Here is an 18,840-nt window from a genome sequence, read left to right as displayed (position 1 = left end):
CAACCTCTAGCCATTTTCTCTGTGAAAACCTGACCATGCCAACCATTCTGAAACGCAGCCTGGCCCTGATTGCCGCAGGGGCACTGGGCTTGAGCACTTTGCCCGCATTGGCCGACAGCACTTCATCGGCGTCCAGCGCCTCATCGGCATCGGTGGGCAGTTCTTCCACCTCCCTGGAAAAGTCCAGTAACAGCTCGTCCACCAAAGAGCAGGTGGCCCAAGGGAACTACACCATCGTTGAAATGACGGCCCTGACCGACCAGCCCGACCGCTTGCGTCTGCGTTTGCAGCCAGTGACCCAGCCTTCCGCACAGGAATTTGTGTTGCTGTTGCCGCGCCAAGCAGCTGAACGCGGCCATTTGGCCACGGGCAAGACCATTGCGGCAGAGCACCGCCCGTACGGGCTGGCGCTGGCCGCGCTGAATGCCACCGGTGGCGCCACGCCGTTCTTTTTGGTACTGGATGACGACTGGTACCGTGAACTGGATAGTCGCCCCGTCACCCTCTGATGCGCAGACGCCTGGCCGGGGTGTGTCTGGCACTGGCCTGCGCGGCATCGGCGGGATGGGCCGGATCGCTGAACTATTGCCAAAGTGAAACCGAACTGGCGGTGGGGGTACAAGACCGCCTGATGCAGGTGGCGGGTCTGGTCAAGGCCGAACTGGACCGTTCCGGCCAGCGGGTTGCGTTGGTGGCGCGTTCAGGGCTGGCCTTACAGCGGCTGGACCAGCGCTACTCCCACGCTGGCATCAGCCTCAAGGCCAGTGGCAATACACCGTGGTCGGTGCGCCAGCTCTACTCTGCCTGCGACGTACAACGGCCCCGCCTTTTTGACCAGGGCATGACTGGCTTTGTGCTGGGCGTCCACGATGCAGCTGAAGGCTATGTGTCCATCGTGCTATTGCCTGACTCCGCGGCCCTGGCATTGGAACAGGCCGCACTGGACAACCAGCAGGCCCTGCAACTGTTGGGGGCGCTGTACAGCGCCAACGCCTACGCCTTTGGGCAGACCTACCAAAACTGCAACCAGTGGGTAGCCGAACTGCTGGCCGTGGCGTGGGGCCAGTTGCCCGCGAGCGACCACCCACGCCAAGAGGCACAAAACTGGTTGCAAGAACAGGGCTACCAACCCAGTGTGCTGCGCGTAGGCTGGCGCCCCCTGATGGCCGTTGCCGCCCTGCTGCCCTGGTTGCACCGCGACGACCATCCAACCCAGGACTTGCATGCCTCGCAGTTTCGGGTCAGCATGCCGCAATCCATCGAAGCCTTTGTACATGCACGCCTGCCAGCGGCCACCCGACTGGAGTTGTGCTACACCGAGCGCCATATCGTATTGCACCGTGGCTGGGAGCCCATCACCCCCGGCTGCCAACCATCCGATGGTGATGCTGTCACCCTGCTGCCGCGTCGGATCCCCGAGGTTTTTGCACCGGCCAACGGCGAGGCAAGTCCTTAATTCCCTTGAGGCTTAAGTTCACAACGCTAGACTAAACGCCCTCCTGACAACAACTGCGCCTATGGAACTGCTGCTAGACCCCAACACCTGGATCGCCTTCTTCATGCTGGCGGCGCTGGAAATCGTTCTCGGCATCGACAACATCATTTTCATCAGCATTCTGGTGGGGCGTCTACCGCCCGAACGGCGCGACGCAGGGCGCCGCCTGGGGCTGATGTTTGCCATGGTTTCACGCATTGCACTGCTGCTGAGCCTGGCCTGGGTCATGACATTAACCAAGCCGCTGTTCACCGTGCTGGAGCACGCCATCAGCGGGCGCGACCTGATTCTGCTGGGTGGCGGCCTGTTCCTCTTGTACAAGGCTTCGCACGAAATCTTCATGGAGGTGGAAGCCAAAGAGACCAAGGAAGAAAGCGCCGGCACACAGACCGCCGCCGCCGGCACATCGCTCTTTTGGCGCACCATCGTTCAAATTGGCATTGTGGATATCGTGTTCTCGCTGGATTCGGTCATTACTGCCGTCGGCATGGTGAACCAGATCAGCGTCATGATTGCCGCCGTCATGGCATCGGTCGGCGTGATGCTGTTTGCCGCCAAGCCCATTGGCGAATTTGTGGACCGCCACCCGTCCATCAAGGTGTTGGCACTGGCGTTTTTGACCATGGTTGGCACGCTACTGATTGCCGAGGCCTTTGGTGTGCACGTGCCCAAGGGCTATGTCTATACCGCGATGCTGTTCTCGCTGGGAGTGGAGTCGCTCAACATCCGCGCACGCGGCAAGCGGCTGGCCGCCAAGGCGCCAACACCCTAAGCAGCGCCACGGGTATTGCGGTGCTGCGAGAATCGGTCACCCCACAAGGAGACCTTTTCATGCTATCTGCACGCGCGTTGTTTGGCACCCTCAACACCGAGTACCTCACCGTTCACAAGACCAAGGAAGACCTGTTCTGGGACACCTACATGGCGGTGTCGAACGACGATGCGGGTTTTGCCCGCGCCGAAGAGGCCTACAAGAACTTCATCTCTGACCCCAAGCGCCTGGCCGCCGTACGCCAGGCACTGGCCAGCCTGCCGGACACCCACTCGGACGCAGGCATTGCCGAATTGCGCCATGGCCTGCAGGGCTGGCTGGCATTGTTCGAGGCCAACATCATCGACAGCGATGAAGCCCGAGCAGCCATGCACCAGTTGATCCAGATGGAATCCGCGCTGTTTGCCAAACGCCGCGACCTGGTACTGCACCACATCAACGAGGCCGGCGAGGAAGAAGAAGCCAGCCTCAGCGGCCTGTCCACCAACATGGGCACCAACCCCAATATGGCCGCGCGCAAGAGCTCGTTGGACGCCATGCTGACGCTGGAACACTGGGTGCTGGCCAATGGCTTTCTGGACATTGTCAAACAGCGCAACGCGTTTGCCCGCGCCCAAGGTTTTGACAACTACTTTGACTTCAAGGTGCAAAAGAACGAGCGCATGAGCACCGGGCAGCTCTTTGCCATTCTGGATGACTTTGAAGCCCGCACCGCTCAGGCCAACACCCGCGCTCTGAACGATCTGGTGCACACCCATGGTGCTGATGCCACACAACCCTGGAACCTGCGCTTTTATGTGAGTGGCGACACCACGCGCCAGCTTGATCCCTACTTGTCGTTTGGCAAGGGCCTGGAACGCTGGATCATGAGCTTTCGCCACCTGGGCATTGCCTACCGGGGTGCCACCCTGCAACTGGACCTTCTGGAGCGCAAGGGCAAGTACCAAAACGGTTTTTGCCACGGCCCCATTCCGCCCTTCTTTGATGCGCAGCAGCGCTGGGTGCCGGGCCAAATCAACTTCACCGCCAATGCCAAGCCGGACCAGGTGGGTAGCGGTGCACGCGCCATCAACACCCTGTTCCACGAAGGTGGCCATGCAGCGCACTTTGCCAACGTGACGCAAAACGCACCCTGTTTTTCGCAGGAATTTGCGCCCACCTCGATGGCCTATGCAGAAACACAGTCCATGTTCTGCGACAGCCTGCTCGACGACGCCGACTGGCTCAAACGCTATGCGCACAATGCCCAGGGTGAGCCCATTCCCGATGCGCTGATCCACGCCCGCATCCAGACCACACAGCCTTTTGCCGCATTCAATGAGCGCGGTATTTTGGTGGTGCCCTATTTCGAACGTGCGCTGTACCAATTGACCGACGAGCAGCTCACGCCCGATGGTGTGTTGGCACTGGCGCGCGCCACCGAGCTGCGCATTCTGGGCGTGGCCACCGGCCCGCGCCCCTTGCTTTCAATTCCGCACCTGCTCAACCAGGAGTCCGCAGCTGCCTACCACGGCTACCTGTTGGCCAACATGGCGGTGTACCAGACCCGTGCCTACTTCGAGCGCACCTATGGCTATCTCACCGACAACCCGGCCATTGGCCCGGCATTGGCCGAGCATTACTGGGCGCGCGGCAACGGCATCAGCCACAACGACACCCTGCTGAGCCTTACCGGCGAGTCGTTCAGTGCCAAGTACCTGGCTGACAGTTGCAATCAGACCGTGGACGAAGCCTGGGCGCAGGCACAGGCACAAATGGCTGCGGCCGCACAGCGCCAGTACCCACCCGCACCGATTGCCAATCTGGATGCCACCATCCGCATCGTGCATGGTGCGGAACTGATTGCCGACAACCGCACGTCAGAAGATGCCATGTGCCAGCAGTTTGAGGGTTGGGTGGAGCAGCACTTTCCGGCGACCGTGCATTAACACACGGGAACTGACGGTACCTGGATCAGGCGCCGGGGCGCGGTATTGGAAACACGACGCGCACCAGCAGTCCAGTACCACCAGCCGGCGTGTCCAACTCGACGCTGGCGCCCGCCTTGGAGGCAAATTCCCGCACAATGGCCAAGCCTAAACCACTGCCGTCTGAGAGACGATCATCCATGCGGTAGAAGCGTTCGAACACCCGTTCCCGACTGATCGGAGGTATGCCGGGGCCGTTGTCCTCCACCTCCAGAATCGTGCGCTGCGGCATGCTGGTCTGTAGCCGAACAGTGACTCGGCTGCCAGCCGGGCAATAGCGGATAGCATTGTCCAGCAGGTTCGTCAAAATTTCTCGCAAGGCGACCGCGCCGATAGCCAGAGTAGGTGGAGCATTTCCATCGGGCTCAAATCCGAGATCGATGGATTTGGCCTGTGCTGGTCCCACCAAACGCTCAAACACCTCCTGCACCGCATCCACTACATTGCAGTCAACATCTGCTTCCAGGTGCGCCGGGATCACCATGGATTCGGCCATGGACAGGGTTAGCAATTGGTTCACCAGTCGCGTGGCTTCGCGCAGTGTGTGTTGTGCGGCCGCTAGCGACTCACGTTGGTCTTCGTTGTTATCAGTACGGGCGGCATAGTTGAGCTGGGTATTGAGCACAGCAAATGGGGTTCGCAACTGGTGCGCCGCATTCTGGATGAACACCTCTTGGGCACCAACGTGGGCTTCCAGGCGCTGGATGTAATCATTGAGCGAATCCACTAGAGGCACCAGTTCCACCGGTAGACCGTCCATGGCCAATGGTTGAAGCGTGCCTGGCTTGCGGTTGCGCACTGCATCGCGTACGCGCAGCAAGGGCAGCAAACCCCAATGCAATCCGAACACGATAAAGACAGCCGCCAGCGCCAGAATCAACAATTGCTGCCCCATGGCACGCACCCACAGGGTATTGGCCAGTTGCTGGTGCTCCTGCAGTGTCTGGGCCACCTCAACCAGTACGGGTTCCTCGCTGGGCGCACCAATCACCGGCTGGCGCAAGGCCACCACCCGCACGGGCATGTCGCGCATGCTGGCATTAAAAAAGTATGGCGAGCTACCCGGCACCATGTCGGTGGGGCGCAACAGGTCCGTGTAGCCCGCCAACAGTTGCCCCTCACCGGTGGTGATCCGGTAAAAAATACGGTCCGGCTGGGTCGACTGAAACAGCTCCAATGCCGAGGGCAGAATCTGGTAATGGAAGGCGCCATCCTCGTAGCGAATCTGCTCACCCATATTGCGCGCGGATCCCAGCAACAAGCGATCCTGCACCACCGTGGCGGTGTGAACCGCATCTCGATACGTAGCCACCGCATTGAGAGCGACGGCGCCCACCAACGGGATCAGAACCCACGCAAGTAACTTGCTGCGTACGCTACGCAGCACGTTCAGATTCCCGCAACATGTAGCCCAACCCCCGCAAAGTGACGATGCCAACTCGGCTGTTGTCGAGCTTCTTGCGCAGGCGGTACACGTAAATTTCGATGGCGTCGGCGGATACGTCTTCGTCCATGGAGAACAGGCTTTGGGCAAGCGCCTGCTTGGAGACCGTGGTGGTCGCTTTGGTGATCAGCACTTCCAGCACGGCTCGCTCACGCGGCGTGCACGCGAATTCCTTGCCACCCAACGTGAACTCGCGCGTGTTGGTGTTGAACTCCAAATCGCCACATTGCACCAGCGGTGTGATCAAACGTGATGCACGGCGCAACAGCACACGGATACGGGCCTCAAGCTCCTCCACTTCAAAGGGCTTGGCCAGGTAATCATCCGCACCCTGATCCAACTCACTGACCCGGCTCTGGATGGAATTGTTGGCTGAGAGGATCAACACCGGGGTGTCGTCCTTGCGTGCGCGCAGGCGGCGCAGCACCTCATTGCCATCCAACTTGGGCAGGGCAAGGTCCAGGATGACCAAGCTATAGCGCTCCGAGCGCAGAGCGAAATCTGCATCAGCACCGTTGGCGATCCAGTCCACGGTGTATTGCTCTTTGCGTAGTGCGCGCGCCAGCCAATCGGCCAACTCTGCGTTGTCTTCCACCAGCAATATGCGCATGCTTGCTCCGAGCCGCGCAACACTGCGCAGCAATACCCGGTCATGTTACGCATCCGCACGAACCTGCCTACCTATTACAGCCCCCGTGTTTACCCTAGACCCGCAACACTGAAAGCCAATCGAAAGCAAAGGGCTTCTACGCTTGGCCATCACAGGCCCGGTCTGGCCATTTTTTTTAACCCATCAAGGAGACACCATGAATAAACCCATCCATTCCCGCAAATTGCTCAGTTGCATCGCACTGGCCGCAGCACTGGCAGGTGCTTCATCCGCCTATGCCGCAGACAAAGTCACCATCATTGTGGGCGGCTATGAAAAGCAAATTTACCTTCCAGCCAAGTTGGCCGAAGGACTGGGCTATTTCAAGGCCGAAGGCATTGACGTCGAATTGCTTAACGAAGGTTCGGGCGTAGATGCCGAAAATGAAATGCTCGCAGGTGCGGTGCAAGGCGTCGTCGGGTTTTACGATCACTGCGTGGATCTGCAAACCAAGGGCAAGCAGGTCATATCCGTGGTTCAGTTCAGCCAGGCACCGGGCGAAGTAGAAATGGTGTCCAACAAGCACCCCGAGATCAAATCTTTTGCCGATTTGCGCGGTAAATCTCTGGGCGTGACCGGACTGGGCTCATCGACCAACTTTCTGACCCAATACATGATGGTCAAGGCCGGCGTTCCGCTGGGTGAATTCAGCACCATCCCGGTCGGTGCCGGCACCACGTTTATTGCCGCCATGCAGCAGGACAAGATCCAGGCAGGTATGACCACCGAGCCCACCATCTCACGCCTGCTCAAGACCGGCGACGCCCGCGTTCTGGTGGACATGCGAACCGTTGAAAAAACCAAGGCGGCGCTGGGTGGAACTTACCCTGCGGCGTCGCTGTACATGTCCGCTGACTGGGTGGAGAAGAACAAACCCATGGTGCAGAAGCTGGCCAATGCCTTCGTTAAGACTTTGAAGTTCATCAACACCCACAGCGCGGCCGAGATCGCCGACAAGATGCCCAAGGACTTCTACGCTGGCGACAAGGAGGGCTACATCAAGGCTCTGGCCGATGGCAAGAGCATGTTTACGGCAGATGGTGTCATGCCAGCGGGCGGGCCTGAGACAGTTCTGATGGTGTTGTCCGGCTTCTCCAAGAACGTCAAAGGCAAAACTGTTGACCTAAGCAAGACCTACACCACCGAATTCGTCAAGAACGTCAAGTAAATGAATACAGCCAATAGTCCGGCCATTGAACTCATCAATGTCAGCCGTAGATTTCTCACGCCTGACGGCAAGTCCATGACGGCGCTCAGGGACTTCAACATGTCCGTCGCGCGTGGGGAATTTGTGGCCGTGGTCGGCCCCACCGGCTGCGGCAAGTCCACCACCTTGAACCTGGTCACCGGTTTGGCAAAACCGTCCAGCGGACAGGTACGCGTGATGGGTGAGCCGGTCAACGGCATCCACCCCGGCATCGGCTTTGCGTTTCAAACCGATGCACTCTTTCCCTGGCGCAACGTGATTGACAACGTGGTGGCAGGCCCATTGTTTCGTGGTGTTCCCAAATTGCAGGCCTACGACAAGGCCCGCCAATGGCTGGCACGTGTCAACCTCTCCGGCCACGAAACCAAGTACCCCCACCAGCTATCTGGCGGCATGCGCAAGCGTGTTTCGCTGGCGCAAACCTTTATCAATGAACCCCAAATTTTGCTGATGGACGAGCCCTTCTCCGCGCTGGATGTGCAAACAAGGATTCTGATGCACGAGGAATTGCTCAAGCTATGGTCGCAGGCCAAGGCCTCGGTCGTTTTTGTCACCCACGACCTGGAAGAAGCCATTGCTCTGGCAGACAAGGTCTACGTGCTGACGTCTGGCCCGGCCACTGTGAAGTCGGTATACCCCATCAACCTTCCACGGCCCCGCGTCGTCAGCGAGATCCGCTATGACAAGGCATTTATCGAATTGTCCCAAACGATCTGGAATGACCTGCGCGACGAAGTGCAGCGCGGCGCGGCGCGTGAAGAAGCCCTGGCTGCCTAAGGAAGAATCCAACACATGACCGATATAACACTCTCCAAAGACATCGTGTTCCAGCCCGGCACTTCAGATGCTGAAATTGAAGCCGCCGCCGCGCTCGCCATGCGCAGGCGCACGCAGTCTGTCTATTTTTGGCGCTATTTCATTCTGGTAGTTTTCCTGGGTGGTTGGGAAGTGCTTAGCCGCACCAAGCTCATCGATGAATTTTTCTTTTCCAGCCCAACCGCCATCGTCAAGCGGCTCTACGAGTGGATAACCGAAGGAACTTCCGAAGGCCCGCTGTGGTACCACCTGTGGGTCACCATGGAGGAATCTTTTCTGGGCTTTTTTAGCGGCGCTGTGGCAGGCATCGTTGCCGGCATTGCGTTGGGACGCAACCGCATGTTGGCCGATGTATTTTCGGTCTATATCAAGGTGATCAATTCGGTTCCGCGCGTGGTCTTGGCGCCGATCTTCATCATGATTTTCGGCCTGGGGCTCACATCCAAGGTGGCACTGTCTTTTGTCATGGTCTTCTTCGTGGTGTTTTCCAATGCCTTCCAGGGCGTGCGCGAAGCCGATCGCAACCTGCTGGCCAACGCCCAGATTCTGGGTGCCAAGGACTGGCAGCTAACGCGTGCGGTGGTGATCCCCTCGGCCATGAGCTGGATCTTCGCGTCGCTGCACGTAAGCTTTGGTTTTGCAATCGTGGGAGCGATCGTGGGCGAATTCGTGGGTGCGCGATATGGTATTGGCTTGCTGATTAATGTAGCCAAAGGATCGTTCGACGCAGCCGGCATGTATGCGGCCATTGTGATCATCATGGTGGTCGCTCTGGCTGCTGAATACACCATGACCATCGTTGAGAACCACCTCGCCAAGTGGCGCCCCCCTGCGCTGCATGACACGCAATAATCCAAACGGGTTCCGGTGATCAACGTTTCTGGCGCACGGGTGGAAAGACGCGTCAATTCTTACTCGGGACTGACTATCTTGCGTTCTGTGGATAACCCAAAAGGCCCTGCGAGGGGGTGGATGACTGGCTTTCTTGTTCAAATGAATTAGAAAGTCAAGAAATTCAGGGTTAACCCGAGAACTTTTCTTGGTATTTCACCAATGATAGCGGCCTGTATGATAGTGAAAATTGTGACCCTGTCGACGGCCACCTTTCACGCACCTAATGAACCGACTTACCCCCGTTTTCTGTGGGGCACCTTGTGGATAACTATGTTTACAAACCTCAAAGGCCGCACCAATAGGGCGCTCCAGCACGGTGCCTGTCCAGCGCGCACCCGCGCCACCCCACGAGGCACCCCCCATCAGGAGGTGCAACCATGAACACGGACTTTTCCCGCGTAGGCATCGTCGGTTGCGGCGCCATCGGTGGCTGGATAGGCGCCAAGTTGGCAGAAGCCGGTTGCACCGTAAGCGTGCTGGCCCGTGGCGCCACCCTGACAGCCCTGCAAACGCAGGGCTTGCGACTGGGTACGACCCAACACGCCGTGGCGGCCAGTGCCCAGGCGAGCGACCTGGGTGTGCAGGATTTGGTCGTGGTGGCCGTCAAGGCCCCTGCCCTAGCCGAGGTAGCCAGCCAGATGGGCCCACTGATTGGTCCAGACACGGTGGTACTGACTGCCATGAATGGCGTACCGTGGTGGTTTTTTCAGGGCTTTGGTGGCACGTGGGAAGGACACCAACTGCAAGCGGTTGACCCTAACGGTGAAATTGCCGCATCCATTCCCGCCAAAAATGTCATCGGCTGCGTGGTGCATGCCAGTTGCTCGGTGGATGCACCCGGGGTCATTCGCCACCACTTTGGCAACGGTCTCATCATCGGTGAACCTTCGGGGCAGGCAACGCCACGAGTGCAGGCGCTGGGTGAACTGCTGACCCGCGCCGGATTTGCCACCACGGTGTCAGCCCAGATACAAAAGGACGTCTGGTACAAGCTGTGGGGCAACATGACGGTTAACCCCATCAGCGCGCTCACGGGTGCCACCACCGATCTGATTTTGGGCGACCCTTTGGTGCGCGAATTTGTGTCTCGCGTGATGTTAGAGGCCAAGGAGATAGGTGCACACATCGGCATCCCCATTGCACAGGAGCCCGAAGACCGGCACCAGGTCACCATCAAATTGGGCGCATTCAAGACGTCGATGTTGCAGGATGTCGAAGCCGGCAAGGCGATCGAACTGGATGCGCTGGTCACCGTGGTCAAAGAACTGGGCACGCTCACCGGCGCGGCCACGCCGTTTACCAATGCCCTCTTGGGCCTGAGCCGCCTGCAGGCCCGCGTGCGCGGCCTGTACTAATCACTCTACCAGGACGCAGGGTCCAGCTTGTAGTAACCCTGTAGCTCCTGGTACAGCGCCGGGTACTCGGCGGCCAATGCCTGCGGCTGCTCGAAGAACACTTCGGATACCACAGCGAAAAATTCCCCAGGGTTCTTGGCGCCGTAGTGGTCCAGCACACCCTGCACACCTTGGCTCGCCTCTGCCTGAAGGTGCGCAAAGGCCGCGTGAAACACCTGAGACCAGCGCGCACCATCGTATTCGGTATCACCCAGCAAGGGTGGCGGAGCCCCCTGCGCTGCACCGTTTTCTTGGTCCAGCTGGTGGGCAAATTCATGGATTACTACGTTGCGGCCGTCATCCGCCACCGCTGCGCCGTGCACGGTGTCGTCCCACGACAGAATGACCTGCCCCTGCGACCAGGATTCACCCGACAGCGCCTGACGCTGCTCCTGCTGCACTCCGGCACTGTCCACCGTCACACGGTTAACGACGAAGGCACTGGGGTAGACCAAAATCTGGCGCACATTGGCGAAGTAGTCCGTGGCCCGATTGAGAATCAGCAGACAGGCTTGCGCAGCGATGACGACGCGCATTTCGTCGGTCACACGCAGTCCGTCACAACCCAGAAACGCCTTTTCGGCAATGAACACCTGCATGTGCTTTTTAAGCTGCAATTGCAGATGCTGCGGTAGTTTGCGCATCAGGGGTACGCGTTCGCGCAGAATCTTGCGCCAAGCTGCCGGGAATGCGGCTTCGCGCACCCGGTTGCGCCGGTAATCCAGCCAGTAGGGCTGGCCCAGCAAGCCCAAGGCCAGGAGCAGGGCCAGGCCACAAAACAAATAAAAGGCCACGGGCTGTGCTCCAGTCAAAGCGTTGGTCAGACGCCATAACTGGGAGCCAAGCCCGCAATTTCAAGTCAGCGAGTTACCAGGACAGGGATCTTGGACTCGGCCACCACCTTGGTGGAGACACTACCCAGCATCAGGCGCGAAATGCCGGAACGGCCGTGGGAGCCAACCACGATCAAATCGGCCTTGATAGCGTCTGCCGTCTGCACAATGCCGTTCGCGGCGCCCACGTCTTCCACCAGTCGTGCTTCCAGTTCTACCGCAGCCCCACCTTGCTTGCACAGGGTTTCAATCTTGGCATGGGCTTCGGCAGCCTGCGCCTGGGCTGCCGACATATAGGCCTGAAAGCCCATAGGATTAATCTCACCCACGCCGATGTAGGGATAGGGATCCACCACGTACACCGCCGTCAACTTGGCGCCATGGGTGCGGGCCAGTCCGACTGCCAATTGGGCTGCGTGTTCCGAAGCGGCAGAACCGTCGGTGGCGAGAAGAATGTGTTTGAACATGTGAAAGCCTCGTAAAAGAATAATGACTACCACTGAATGGTGCGCCAAATGCGCGCCGCATTCCTTGATGGTCGACAGTTTAGATGGATTTTTGCCGTACCATAGCCTAGCAAGGCCCCATGTCGGGGACTATCCACGGAGGACATATGGCCAAAGGTGACCAACGCAACGAGAAAATGGCAAAAAAACCCAAGAAGGACACGTCCGAACCCAAGGGCACTTCTTCGGATCGCCCCATGCCTCCGGTAACCACCGTGTTACCGCGCGGCAAACTCAAGAACAAGCAGTAAATTCACCGCTTAGTAACTCTGGCAGGCGGTCAGCGCCCATCTTGAAGCCGCAGGCTTGGGCATGACCACCACCGTCCATGCTTCGCGCCAGGGCAATGCAATCAAAGTTGCGTTGCGAACGCAGCCCGGCCTTTACGACGCCCTTCTGGTTGACGACCCACATCAATGCAAAGCTGCCGCTCTGCTGTGACAGGATGTCGCCCACCAGGCTGTGAAAAATACCGGGCGCATTCACCATCAAACCCTGCACGCCATTGAACACAAGGGGTTGGGCCGACTGTGCAATGTCGGCAGCCAGTTTTCGGAATTGCGCATCCATGGCCTGGCCACGGGCCATGAAATGCTCACGTTGCTCGGCATCCATGTCGGCAAGTGCAGACCAGCGCACAAAATCAAACGGCTCCATGTCCAGCGCAGCCAAATAGGCCGCACTCTGTGAGTATTGCCAGGTCCAGATATCACGGTCTTCCACAAACCGCACAAGGTCTGGCATGGTCCGCTCGGGCAGAAAATACTCCCAAGCCAGCCGCGCACCCGACTTGGTCATGTCAAAGTGAACACCTCCACAGCGGCAGACAAAACCGCTCAGGTGCTCGGCCGCGCTCTTGTGGTGGTCCAACAGCACCAGCTTGGCCGCACGCTCGTCAATACCGCGCAGGATGTCTGGACCAAACGAAAAGTCAAGAATGTAGACAGCCCGTCCACTCAGCGCAGGCAAATCGGCTACCGAGCGCACGTCCCCATGGTCCAACCCGACAAATTCGGCCTTGCCGCCATAGAACAACCAGGCAGCCAGGGCCGAAGCAAAACCGTCCGGGCAGCCCTTGCCGTGGTAAAGAACCAGAGGGTTCGGGTCATTGCGGTCTGCGGGTAAAAGCGATGTAAAAAATTTGCGATTCATGGTGATATTTTGCGCTTGAGCATTTTGGCCAGGGGCTGAGGCATTTTGTCCAGCGCACCCAGCACATGCGGCAAGGCCTTGAGCTTCAACCCGGAAAAGGCATTGGGCACGATGACCTCAATCAGGTGCGGGCCGGCATGTGCCAGTGCAAAGTCCAGTGCGGAATTGAGCTGCTCACAATTGGCAGCACGCACTGAGTGCACACCCATGCCATTGCCCAGCGCCACAAAATCCAGCGGTGGTGTGGCCAGGTCCAACTGCGACTTGGCAATCGGCCCCACCGTATCCGCCCCCACCCGCTCCAGCTCCATGTTGAGGATCGCGTACGAGCGGTTGTTGAACACGATGGTGATGACATTGAGCTGCTCACGGGCCATGGTCCACAGGGCCTGAATGGTGTACATGGCCGAGCCATCACCCACCAGCGCAAACACCTGGCGGTCGGGACAGGCAATGGCCGCGCCCACCGCCACTGGCAACCCCTGGCCAATGGCACCGCCGGTCAGGGTCAGCAAGTCGTGCCTTGGCGCCTGCGCCGTGTGTTTGGACAGAGTGACGCCAGAGGTTTGCGCCTCGTCCGAGACAATGGCGCCCTCTGGCAATACTGCGGCAACCGCCTGGCACACCTTGTCGGCCGAGAGTGCGCCGCTGGGGCGCTTGGGCACCGCAGCGTCCAGCAACGCCGGTTCCACATCCTGCACCTTCAGTTGGGCAACCAACGCTTGCAGGCTGCCCAGCGCGTCCTGATCCAGCCCCGCCAAGGTGTGAACCGTGCAGCCGTCAGGCACCAGATAGCTTTTCTTGCCAGGGTAAGCAAAGAAGGACACTGGCGCCTTGGCATCGACCAGAATTAAATGGTCCAGACCCGCCAGTTGCACCGATGCCAGTTCGGCCAGATAGGCCAGCCGCTCCACGTAGGGCAGGCCCGCACCACGCTCCAACCGGGTTGGGAAGACCTCGGCGAGCAGAACTGCGTCCGTTGCCTCTGAAATACGCGATGCCAGCAGCAATGCCGGCTCCCGCAAGGCCTTGCCCCCCAGCAAGAACGCCACTTTGCCACCCCCGGTCAACACGCTGACCACCGCAGTGACGGTTTCGGCAGTGGCCACGGGCGCCGCGGCACGCGCAAGCGGCGGCAAGGGTTGGGCACCCTCGCCCCAGGACACATCTGCCGGCAAGATCAAAGTAGCAACCGCATTGGGACTGCCGGTTGCCGCTGCCACTGCCTCTAGCGCGTCTTGGCATAGCGCCTGCGTACTGGCCGAGGTGCGCACCCACGGCGATACGTTGCGGGCAACGGTCTCAATGTCGGACTGCAACTGCGCGTCATATTGCACATGGGTGGTGGCATGGTCGCCAACGATGTTGACAACTGGCACGCGGGCCTTGCGGGCATTGTGCAAGTTGGCCAGGCCATTGCCCAGGCCACAGCCCAAATGCAACAAGGTGGCTGCAGGTTTGCCGGCCATGCGGGCGTAGCCGTCAGCAGCGCCCGTGGCAACGCCCTCAAACAGGGTCAGCACGGCCCGCATTTCGGGTGCGGAATCCAGCGCAGCCACGAAGTGCATCTCCGACGTGCCGGGGTTGGTAAAGCAGGCGGTTACGCCAGCGTCGATCAAAGTGCGCACCAGCGCCTGTGCTCCATTGGTCATGGGTGTAGTCTCCTGTTGTATGGTTAAACCGCTTTGGCAATGGCCTGAGCCGCGATTCGCCCGGACAAAATACAGCCGCCCAGAAAGGTGCCCTCCAGAGCACGCAGTCCGTGCAGGCCGCCGCCGCCAAACCCAGCGGCCTCGCCCACCGCAAACAAGCCCGGTATGGGCTGGTTGTCGGTGCTAAGCACGCGGCTGTGCAAATCGGTCTGGATGCCGCCGAGACTCTTGCGGCTGGTGATGAATTCACGAATGGCAATCAGCGGCAAAGCGGCGGCGTCGTTGATGGGGGCAAATTTGCACAGGCGCACTTTGTCGCCCCGGTACTGGCGCAGCGCGGCAATACGGCGCAGCTGTTCATCGTTCATGAATTTTTCACCCCGGGCTATTGTTGCATCGTAGCTCGATACTGCATCGTTCACCGCGTCGATTTGTACGGCATCGTCGCCCTGCAGCGCGTTCATCTTCTCCACCAATTCTGGCAGGCTTTGGGCCACCACAAAGTCCTTGCAGTTGGCCAGCATGTCGTTGACCAGCCAGCGGTTGCCCAGCAGCACGTCGCGCAAAAAACTGAACACTTTGCGGTCCCGCACCGAGGGGTTGAACTCCGCCCCAGAAATGGCCAATTCCTTGAGCGCAATACGGTGGTTCATCACCTGCCACGAGTAAGCTTTTTCCTGTGCGCAGATGTCGGTCACCAACCGGCGCGTGTCAAAGCCCGACACCAGCGGTTGCGGCCCCATGCGCTCGCCGCGCCAGTTCAGCCACAGTGCCGAACGCGATGGCACCAACGACAGGCCATGGTTGGGTTTGCGTGGGCGGGGGTGGTGCACACCAGCGGCGTAATTCCACATTTTGTCCAGGTGCGTGAGGTTGCCGCCTGCCACTTGCACCGCCTGGTGCAGGGTGCCATCGGCAAAACGGTGCGAACCGTTGAGAATGGTCTCGGGCGGCTGGTGCCAGTCGGCATGCCAGTGATTACGCACCATCTCCATGCTGCCGTTGATGCCGCCGGTGGCCACGACGACGTGTTCAGCCAGCGCCTCAAACGGTATACCGCTTTTTTCTTCGACACCATGTGCGCCGCCAATGCGCCCATCCTGCAGCAACAACTGCTCTACCCGGTGACCAAAGCGCAGAGTGAGCTTGTTGGCATTGGCATGGCTTTGCAGTGCGGCGATGAGTTGCTCGGCCAATCGCTTTCCTGTGCCCCAGACAAGGTGAAAACGCGGCACCGAGTTGCCGGGGCGAAACTCCCCGCGCTCTACCCAGTTCACCACCGGGAAAAAGCCAATGCCGTGCTGGCGCACCCAGTGGTACACGTCTTGCGTGCAGCGGTTCACATACGCCTGTGCCCAGGCCTTGGGCCAGTGGTCGTCGGCTCCAAACTCGCCAAAGCTGAACCAATCGCGCAGAGCCAGTTCAGTGGAGTCACGCACGCCCATTCGGCGTTGCTCGGGCGTGTCCACAAAAAACATACCGCCAAAGCTCTCACGCGCCAGGCCGCCAAACACGGCATCTTCATCGCGGTCCAGCAGGACCACCGATTTGCCGCTGTCCAGCAGCCCCAGCGCCGTGGTGATACCGGCAATGCCGCCGCCCACAACCAGCACATCACTACGGTAGGTTTGCATCGTCTGTCCCTCTATTGGTATTGCGCAACCATCTTACTCACATGATATTGCTATGTTTTTAATAGCTTATTACGTATATTTTACGAGGGCATACACGCAATTTCTTGCAAACTTTTTGCATTCGGTTGTCATCGCCAAATATCGTTATATAAATCGTTATACTTCGATCTTCAACTAGGGGATCACTTGATGCAACCGTCTTTTAGCAAACGATTTTTCGCCATCCTCATTCTTAGCCTTGCAGTAGGGTCTGCCAGTGCAGAGGAGCTGATTGTGTCGGCCGCAGCCAGCTTGACCAATGCCTTCAAGGCACTGGGCCCGGTCTTTGAAGCGCAGCACCCCGGCACCAAGGTACTGTTCAACTTTGCGGCTTCGGACGCCCTGGTGCAGCAAATTGCCAAGGGTGCGCCGGTCGATGTGTTTGCCTCGGCCGACCAGGAAACCATGGACAAGGCCCAGACACAGCAATTGCTGGTCAGCGGCACGCGCAAGAACTTTGTTGGCAATAGCCTGGTACTGATCGTGCCGGCCGATAGCAAACTGACCATCGCCACGATCGCTGACCTGACACAAACCGCCGTGAAGCGGATCGCCATAGGCAACCCTGCCAGCGTCCCCGTGGGTCGCTACACCAAGCAAGCACTGGAACAGAACAAGCTCTGGTCTGCCATGGAACCCAAAGCCATTTTGGCGCAATCGGTTCGGCAAGGGCTGGATTACGTGGCGCGCGGAGAGGTGGATGCCGGCTTTGTCTACAACACTGACGCGACCATCCTGAAAACCAAGGTGCGCGTGGTAGCCACCGTGCCCACCGAAAAGGCGATCCTCTACCCCATTGCCGCCATCGCCAGCAGCCAACACAGCGAGATGGCCCGCCAATTTGTCGACTTCACACTGTCCACTGACGGCCAAGCCTTGCTGGCCCAGTTTGGCTTCCTGAAACCCTAAGCATCTCACTAACTGAACCATGGATGCCGCCTGGATCGCCCTGAGCCTGTCGCTAAAGGTAGCGTTCTGGGCGACGGCCCTGAACCTCGTTTTGGGCGTAGGTGCCGGCTACGCCCTGGCGCGCGGCCAGTTTGTCGGGAGGGACTTGCTTGACGCCGTGCTGACCCTGCCCATGGTGATGCCGCCGACCGTGCTGGGCTACTACCTGCTGGTACTGTTGGGCCGCAAGGGTGTGGTCGGAGCCTGGCTACAGACCCACTTTGGCATCACCCTGATCTTCACCTGGCAAGGTGCGGTGATTGCAGCCACGGTTGTGGCGTTCCCACTGGTGTTCAAGTCAGCACGGGCAGCCTTTGAGGGCGTCGATACGCAACTGGAGCAAGCTGCGCGGGTGCTGGGCGTACACAACGTGGGGGTGTTCTTCCGTGTCACGCTGCCGTTGGCCTGGCGCGGTATTCTGGCCGGCCTGTTGCTGGCCTTTGCGCGCGGCATGGGCGAGTTCGGCGCCACGCTGATGGTGGCCGGCAGCATTCCCGGCAAAACACAAACCCTCTCGGTCGCTGTGTATGAAGCCGTGCAAGCCGGCCAGGACGACACCGCCAATCTGCTGGTCATCATCACCTCCATTACCTGCATTGCAGTGCTGCTGATAGCGGGCAAGCTGGCACCTGGACGCACCGCACAAATTTGAAGCCACCGTCCATGCAGTTCAACATCGATATCCAGAAAACCCTGCAAGCCGGCAAGCGGACTTTCAACCTGCAGGTGCGCTTTCAATCGACCAGCCAGCGGCTGGTGGTTTTTGGCCCCTCGGGTGCCGGCAAGAGCCTGACGCTCAAAGCCATTGCTGGTCTACTGACACCCGATGCCGGCTGCATCCAGCTCGGTGGGCAAACGCTGTTCGACAGCAGCACCGGCACCAACCTGCCAGCACAGCAGCGCCAAATGGCCTACCTGTTCCAGGATTACGCACTGTTCCCGCATCTGACGGTGCGCCAAAACGTGGCTTTTGGTTCCCGGCGCGGCTGGCTTAATCCGCGTGCACAGGTGGCAGACCCAACTGTGGATTACTGGCTGAACGCTTTCGAGTTGCAGGCTCTGGCGCACCAATACCCCGGGCAACTCTCGGGTGGGCAACGCCAACGCACTGCCCTGGCGCGGGCCCTGGTGCCGCAACCACGCGCGCTGCTGCTGGACGAACCGTTTGCCGCGCTCGACCCCACCCTGCGCAATCGCATGCGCGCCGAATTGGACCGCCTGCAGCGCCAGTTGGGCGTTCCCATGGTGTTGATCACACACGACCCAGACGATGTTGCCGTCTTTGGCGACCAGGTACTGAACCTGCGCGATGGGGTGATTCATGACGCCGCAGAAGGCCCCCTAAAAAGCACACAAGAGGTGTTGGCCTGATGACGTTCAAAATTTTTTGCCAATCGTTATATCTATTTTTATATAGCGAACCGCCTACCACGCCCTA

General features: G+C 59.4%; 19 protein-coding genes. 12 read left to right on the top strand and 7 right to left on the bottom strand.

The window, feature by feature from the left end; all coding sequences use genetic code 11:
• The first annotated feature begins 35 nt into the window (after positions 1 to 35).
• The 4 genes from IPI80_RS13130 to IPI80_RS13115 all read left to right on the top strand — a co-directional run bounded on the left by IPI80_RS13130 (position 36) and on the right by IPI80_RS13115 (position 4,195).
• Positions 36 to 509 carry a hypothetical protein gene (locus IPI80_RS13130; protein ID WP_413860776.1) on the top strand — a complete coding sequence of 158 codons (474 nt, stop codon included), beginning with the start codon at positions 36 to 38 and terminating at the stop codon, positions 507 to 509.
• Entirely contained in the window at positions 509 to 1,456 is a 948-nt protein-coding gene (locus tag IPI80_RS13125) for a DUF2145 domain-containing protein (RefSeq protein ID WP_413860774.1), read from the top strand. The genes IPI80_RS13130 and IPI80_RS13125 overlap by 1 nt, the downstream gene beginning before the upstream one ends.
• Positions 1,457 to 1,517: 61 nt before the next feature.
• The gene (locus IPI80_RS13120; protein ID WP_413860772.1) at positions 1,518 to 2,267 is read left to right on the top strand and encodes a TerC family protein; all 750 of its coding nucleotides are present in this window, start codon (positions 1,518 to 1,520) and stop codon (positions 2,265 to 2,267) included.
• A gap of 59 nt (positions 2,268 to 2,326) precedes the next feature.
• The gene (locus tag IPI80_RS13115; protein ID WP_413860770.1) at positions 2,327 to 4,195 is read left to right on the top strand and encodes a M3 family metallopeptidase; all 1,869 of its coding nucleotides are present in this window, start codon (positions 2,327 to 2,329) and stop codon (positions 4,193 to 4,195) included.
• A 25-nt stretch (positions 4,196 to 4,220) separates the two neighbouring features.
• Here the strand turns inward: IPI80_RS13115 and IPI80_RS13110 are convergent, their stop codons facing one another.
• Both IPI80_RS13110 and IPI80_RS13105 read right to left on the bottom strand, forming a co-directional pair.
• The gene (locus IPI80_RS13110) at positions 4,221 to 5,621 is read right to left on the bottom strand and encodes a sensor histidine kinase (protein ID WP_413860768.1); all 1,401 of its coding nucleotides are present in this window, start codon (positions 5,619 to 5,621) and stop codon (positions 4,221 to 4,223) included.
• A complete protein-coding gene (locus IPI80_RS13105; protein WP_413860766.1) occupies positions 5,611 to 6,288 on the bottom strand; it encodes a response regulator in 678 nt (225 codons plus the stop codon). Before IPI80_RS13105 ends, IPI80_RS13110 begins: the two co-directional genes overlap by 11 nt.
• Positions 6,289 to 6,484: 196 nt before the next feature.
• On the opposite strand from IPI80_RS13105, the gene IPI80_RS13100 reads away from it, so the two are divergent.
• The 4 genes from IPI80_RS13100 (at position 6,485) to IPI80_RS13085 (ending at position 10,599) form a co-directional block, all read left to right on the top strand.
• Complete coding sequence (locus IPI80_RS13100) at positions 6,485 to 7,495, top strand: ABC transporter substrate-binding protein (protein ID WP_413860764.1); 1,011 nt, start codon at positions 6,485 to 6,487, stop codon at positions 7,493 to 7,495.
• Positions 7,496 to 8,311, top strand: a complete 816-nt coding sequence (locus tag IPI80_RS13095; RefSeq protein WP_413860762.1) for an ABC transporter ATP-binding protein — start codon at positions 7,496 to 7,498, stop codon at positions 8,309 to 8,311. It abuts the gene before it with no gap.
• A 15-nt stretch (positions 8,312 to 8,326) separates the two neighbouring features.
• Entirely contained in the window at positions 8,327 to 9,202 is an 876-nt protein-coding gene (locus IPI80_RS13090) for an ABC transporter permease (protein WP_413860760.1), read from the top strand.
• Positions 9,203 to 9,621: 419 nt separating this feature from the next.
• Positions 9,622 to 10,599: a 2-dehydropantoate 2-reductase gene (locus tag IPI80_RS13085; protein ID WP_413860758.1), complete on the top strand. Its 978-nt coding sequence runs from the start codon at positions 9,622 to 9,624 to the stop codon at positions 10,597 to 10,599.
• 5 nt (positions 10,600 to 10,604) lie between these two features.
• Here the strand turns inward: IPI80_RS13085 and IPI80_RS13080 are convergent, their stop codons facing one another.
• Together IPI80_RS13080 and IPI80_RS13075 are read right to left on the bottom strand one after the other, a co-directional pair.
• Positions 10,605 to 11,432 carry a zinc-dependent peptidase gene (locus IPI80_RS13080; RefSeq protein WP_413860756.1) on the bottom strand — a complete coding sequence of 276 codons (828 nt, stop codon included), beginning with the start codon at positions 11,430 to 11,432 and terminating at the stop codon, positions 10,605 to 10,607.
• A gap of 65 nt (positions 11,433 to 11,497) precedes the next feature.
• On the bottom strand, positions 11,498 to 11,938 hold the full coding sequence (locus IPI80_RS13075) for a universal stress protein (RefSeq protein WP_413860754.1): 441 nt from the start codon (positions 11,936 to 11,938) through the stop codon (positions 11,498 to 11,500).
• A gap of 146 nt (positions 11,939 to 12,084) precedes the next feature.
• Here IPI80_RS13075 and IPI80_RS13070 point away from each other — a divergent pair, with 146 nt between their 5' ends.
• On the top strand, positions 12,085 to 12,228 hold the full coding sequence (locus IPI80_RS13070; RefSeq protein ID WP_413860752.1) for a hypothetical protein: 144 nt from the start codon (positions 12,085 to 12,087) through the stop codon (positions 12,226 to 12,228).
• Here IPI80_RS13070 and IPI80_RS13065 read toward each other — a convergent pair.
• From IPI80_RS13065 to IPI80_RS13055, 3 genes are read right to left on the bottom strand one after another with little or no spacing between them, the layout of a single operon-like run.
• A complete protein-coding gene (locus IPI80_RS13065) occupies positions 12,212 to 13,129 on the bottom strand; it encodes a DHH family phosphoesterase (protein ID WP_413860750.1) in 918 nt (305 codons plus the stop codon). The two genes, IPI80_RS13070 and IPI80_RS13065, sit on opposite strands and share 17 nt — an antisense overlap.
• Positions 13,126 to 14,781: an acetolactate synthase large subunit gene (locus tag IPI80_RS13060; protein ID WP_413860748.1), complete on the bottom strand. Its 1,656-nt coding sequence runs from the start codon at positions 14,779 to 14,781 to the stop codon at positions 13,126 to 13,128. The genes IPI80_RS13065 and IPI80_RS13060 overlap by 4 nt, the downstream gene beginning before the upstream one ends.
• 23 nt (positions 14,782 to 14,804) lie before the next feature.
• Positions 14,805 to 16,415 carry an FAD-binding dehydrogenase gene (locus IPI80_RS13055; RefSeq protein WP_413860746.1) on the bottom strand — a complete coding sequence of 537 codons (1,611 nt, stop codon included), beginning with the start codon at positions 16,413 to 16,415 and terminating at the stop codon, positions 14,805 to 14,807.
• Between the two features lie 189 nt (positions 16,416 to 16,604).
• Here IPI80_RS13055 and modA point away from each other — a divergent pair, with 189 nt between their 5' ends.
• From modA to IPI80_RS13040, 3 genes are read left to right on the top strand one after another with little or no spacing between them, the layout of a single operon-like run.
• Positions 16,605 to 17,363: a molybdate ABC transporter substrate-binding protein gene (gene modA, locus IPI80_RS13050; RefSeq protein WP_413860744.1), complete on the top strand. Its 759-nt coding sequence runs from the start codon at positions 16,605 to 16,607 to the stop codon at positions 17,361 to 17,363.
• A 19-nt stretch (positions 17,364 to 17,382) separates the two neighbouring features.
• The gene (gene modB, locus IPI80_RS13045) at positions 17,383 to 18,054 is read left to right on the top strand and encodes a molybdate ABC transporter permease subunit (protein WP_413860742.1); all 672 of its coding nucleotides are present in this window, start codon (positions 17,383 to 17,385) and stop codon (positions 18,052 to 18,054) included.
• 11 nt (positions 18,055 to 18,065) lie between these two features.
• Positions 18,066 to 18,773, top strand: coding sequence for an ABC transporter ATP-binding protein (locus tag IPI80_RS13040; RefSeq protein ID WP_413860740.1), 708 nt, complete (start codon positions 18,066 to 18,068; stop codon positions 18,771 to 18,773).
• The last annotated feature ends 67 nt before the right edge of the window (positions 18,774 to 18,840 follow it).

The organism is Candidatus Aalborgicola defluviihabitans (genome assembly GCF_016705985.1).
Lineage (GTDB): Bacteria > Pseudomonadota > Gammaproteobacteria > Burkholderiales > Burkholderiaceae_C > Allorhodoferax > Allorhodoferax defluviihabitans.
Note: the sequence above shows the minus strand (reverse complement) of the source record. Positions and strands in the feature narration are given on the sequence as shown.

Coding starts and splice junctions, on each gene's coding strand:
- IPI80_RS13130 (WP_413860776.1), top strand. CDS start 36: ATGCCAACCATTCTGAAACGCAGCCTGGCCCTGATTGCCGCAGGGGCA.
- IPI80_RS13125 (WP_413860774.1), top strand. CDS start 509: ATGCGCAGACGCCTGGCCGGGGTGTGTCTGGCACTGGCCTGCGCGGCA.
- IPI80_RS13120 (WP_413860772.1), top strand. CDS start 1,518: ATGGAACTGCTGCTAGACCCCAACACCTGGATCGCCTTCTTCATGCTG.
- IPI80_RS13115 (WP_413860770.1), top strand. CDS start 2,327: ATGCTATCTGCACGCGCGTTGTTTGGCACCCTCAACACCGAGTACCTC.
- IPI80_RS13105 (WP_413860766.1), bottom strand. CDS start 6,288: ATGCGCATATTGCTGGTGGAAGACAACGCAGAGTTGGCCGATTGGCTG.
- IPI80_RS13100 (WP_413860764.1), top strand. CDS start 6,485: ATGAATAAACCCATCCATTCCCGCAAATTGCTCAGTTGCATCGCACTG.
- IPI80_RS13095 (WP_413860762.1), top strand. CDS start 7,496: ATGAATACAGCCAATAGTCCGGCCATTGAACTCATCAATGTCAGCCGT.
- IPI80_RS13090 (WP_413860760.1), top strand. CDS start 8,327: ATGACCGATATAACACTCTCCAAAGACATCGTGTTCCAGCCCGGCACT.
- IPI80_RS13085 (WP_413860758.1), top strand. CDS start 9,622: ATGAACACGGACTTTTCCCGCGTAGGCATCGTCGGTTGCGGCGCCATC.
- IPI80_RS13075 (WP_413860754.1), bottom strand. CDS start 11,938: ATGTTCAAACACATTCTTCTCGCCACCGACGGTTCTGCCGCTTCGGAA.
- IPI80_RS13070 (WP_413860752.1), top strand. CDS start 12,085: ATGGCCAAAGGTGACCAACGCAACGAGAAAATGGCAAAAAAACCCAAG.
- IPI80_RS13065 (WP_413860750.1), bottom strand. CDS start 13,129: ATGAATCGCAAATTTTTTACATCGCTTTTACCCGCAGACCGCAATGAC.
- IPI80_RS13060 (WP_413860748.1), bottom strand. CDS start 14,781: ATGACCAATGGAGCACAGGCGCTGGTGCGCACTTTGATCGACGCTGGC.
- IPI80_RS13055 (WP_413860746.1), bottom strand. CDS start 16,415: ATGCAAACCTACCGTAGTGATGTGCTGGTTGTGGGCGGCGGCATTGCC.
- modA (WP_413860744.1), top strand. CDS start 16,605: ATGCAACCGTCTTTTAGCAAACGATTTTTCGCCATCCTCATTCTTAGC.
- modB (WP_413860742.1), top strand. CDS start 17,383: ATGGATGCCGCCTGGATCGCCCTGAGCCTGTCGCTAAAGGTAGCGTTC.
- IPI80_RS13040 (WP_413860740.1), top strand. CDS start 18,066: ATGCAGTTCAACATCGATATCCAGAAAACCCTGCAAGCCGGCAAGCGG.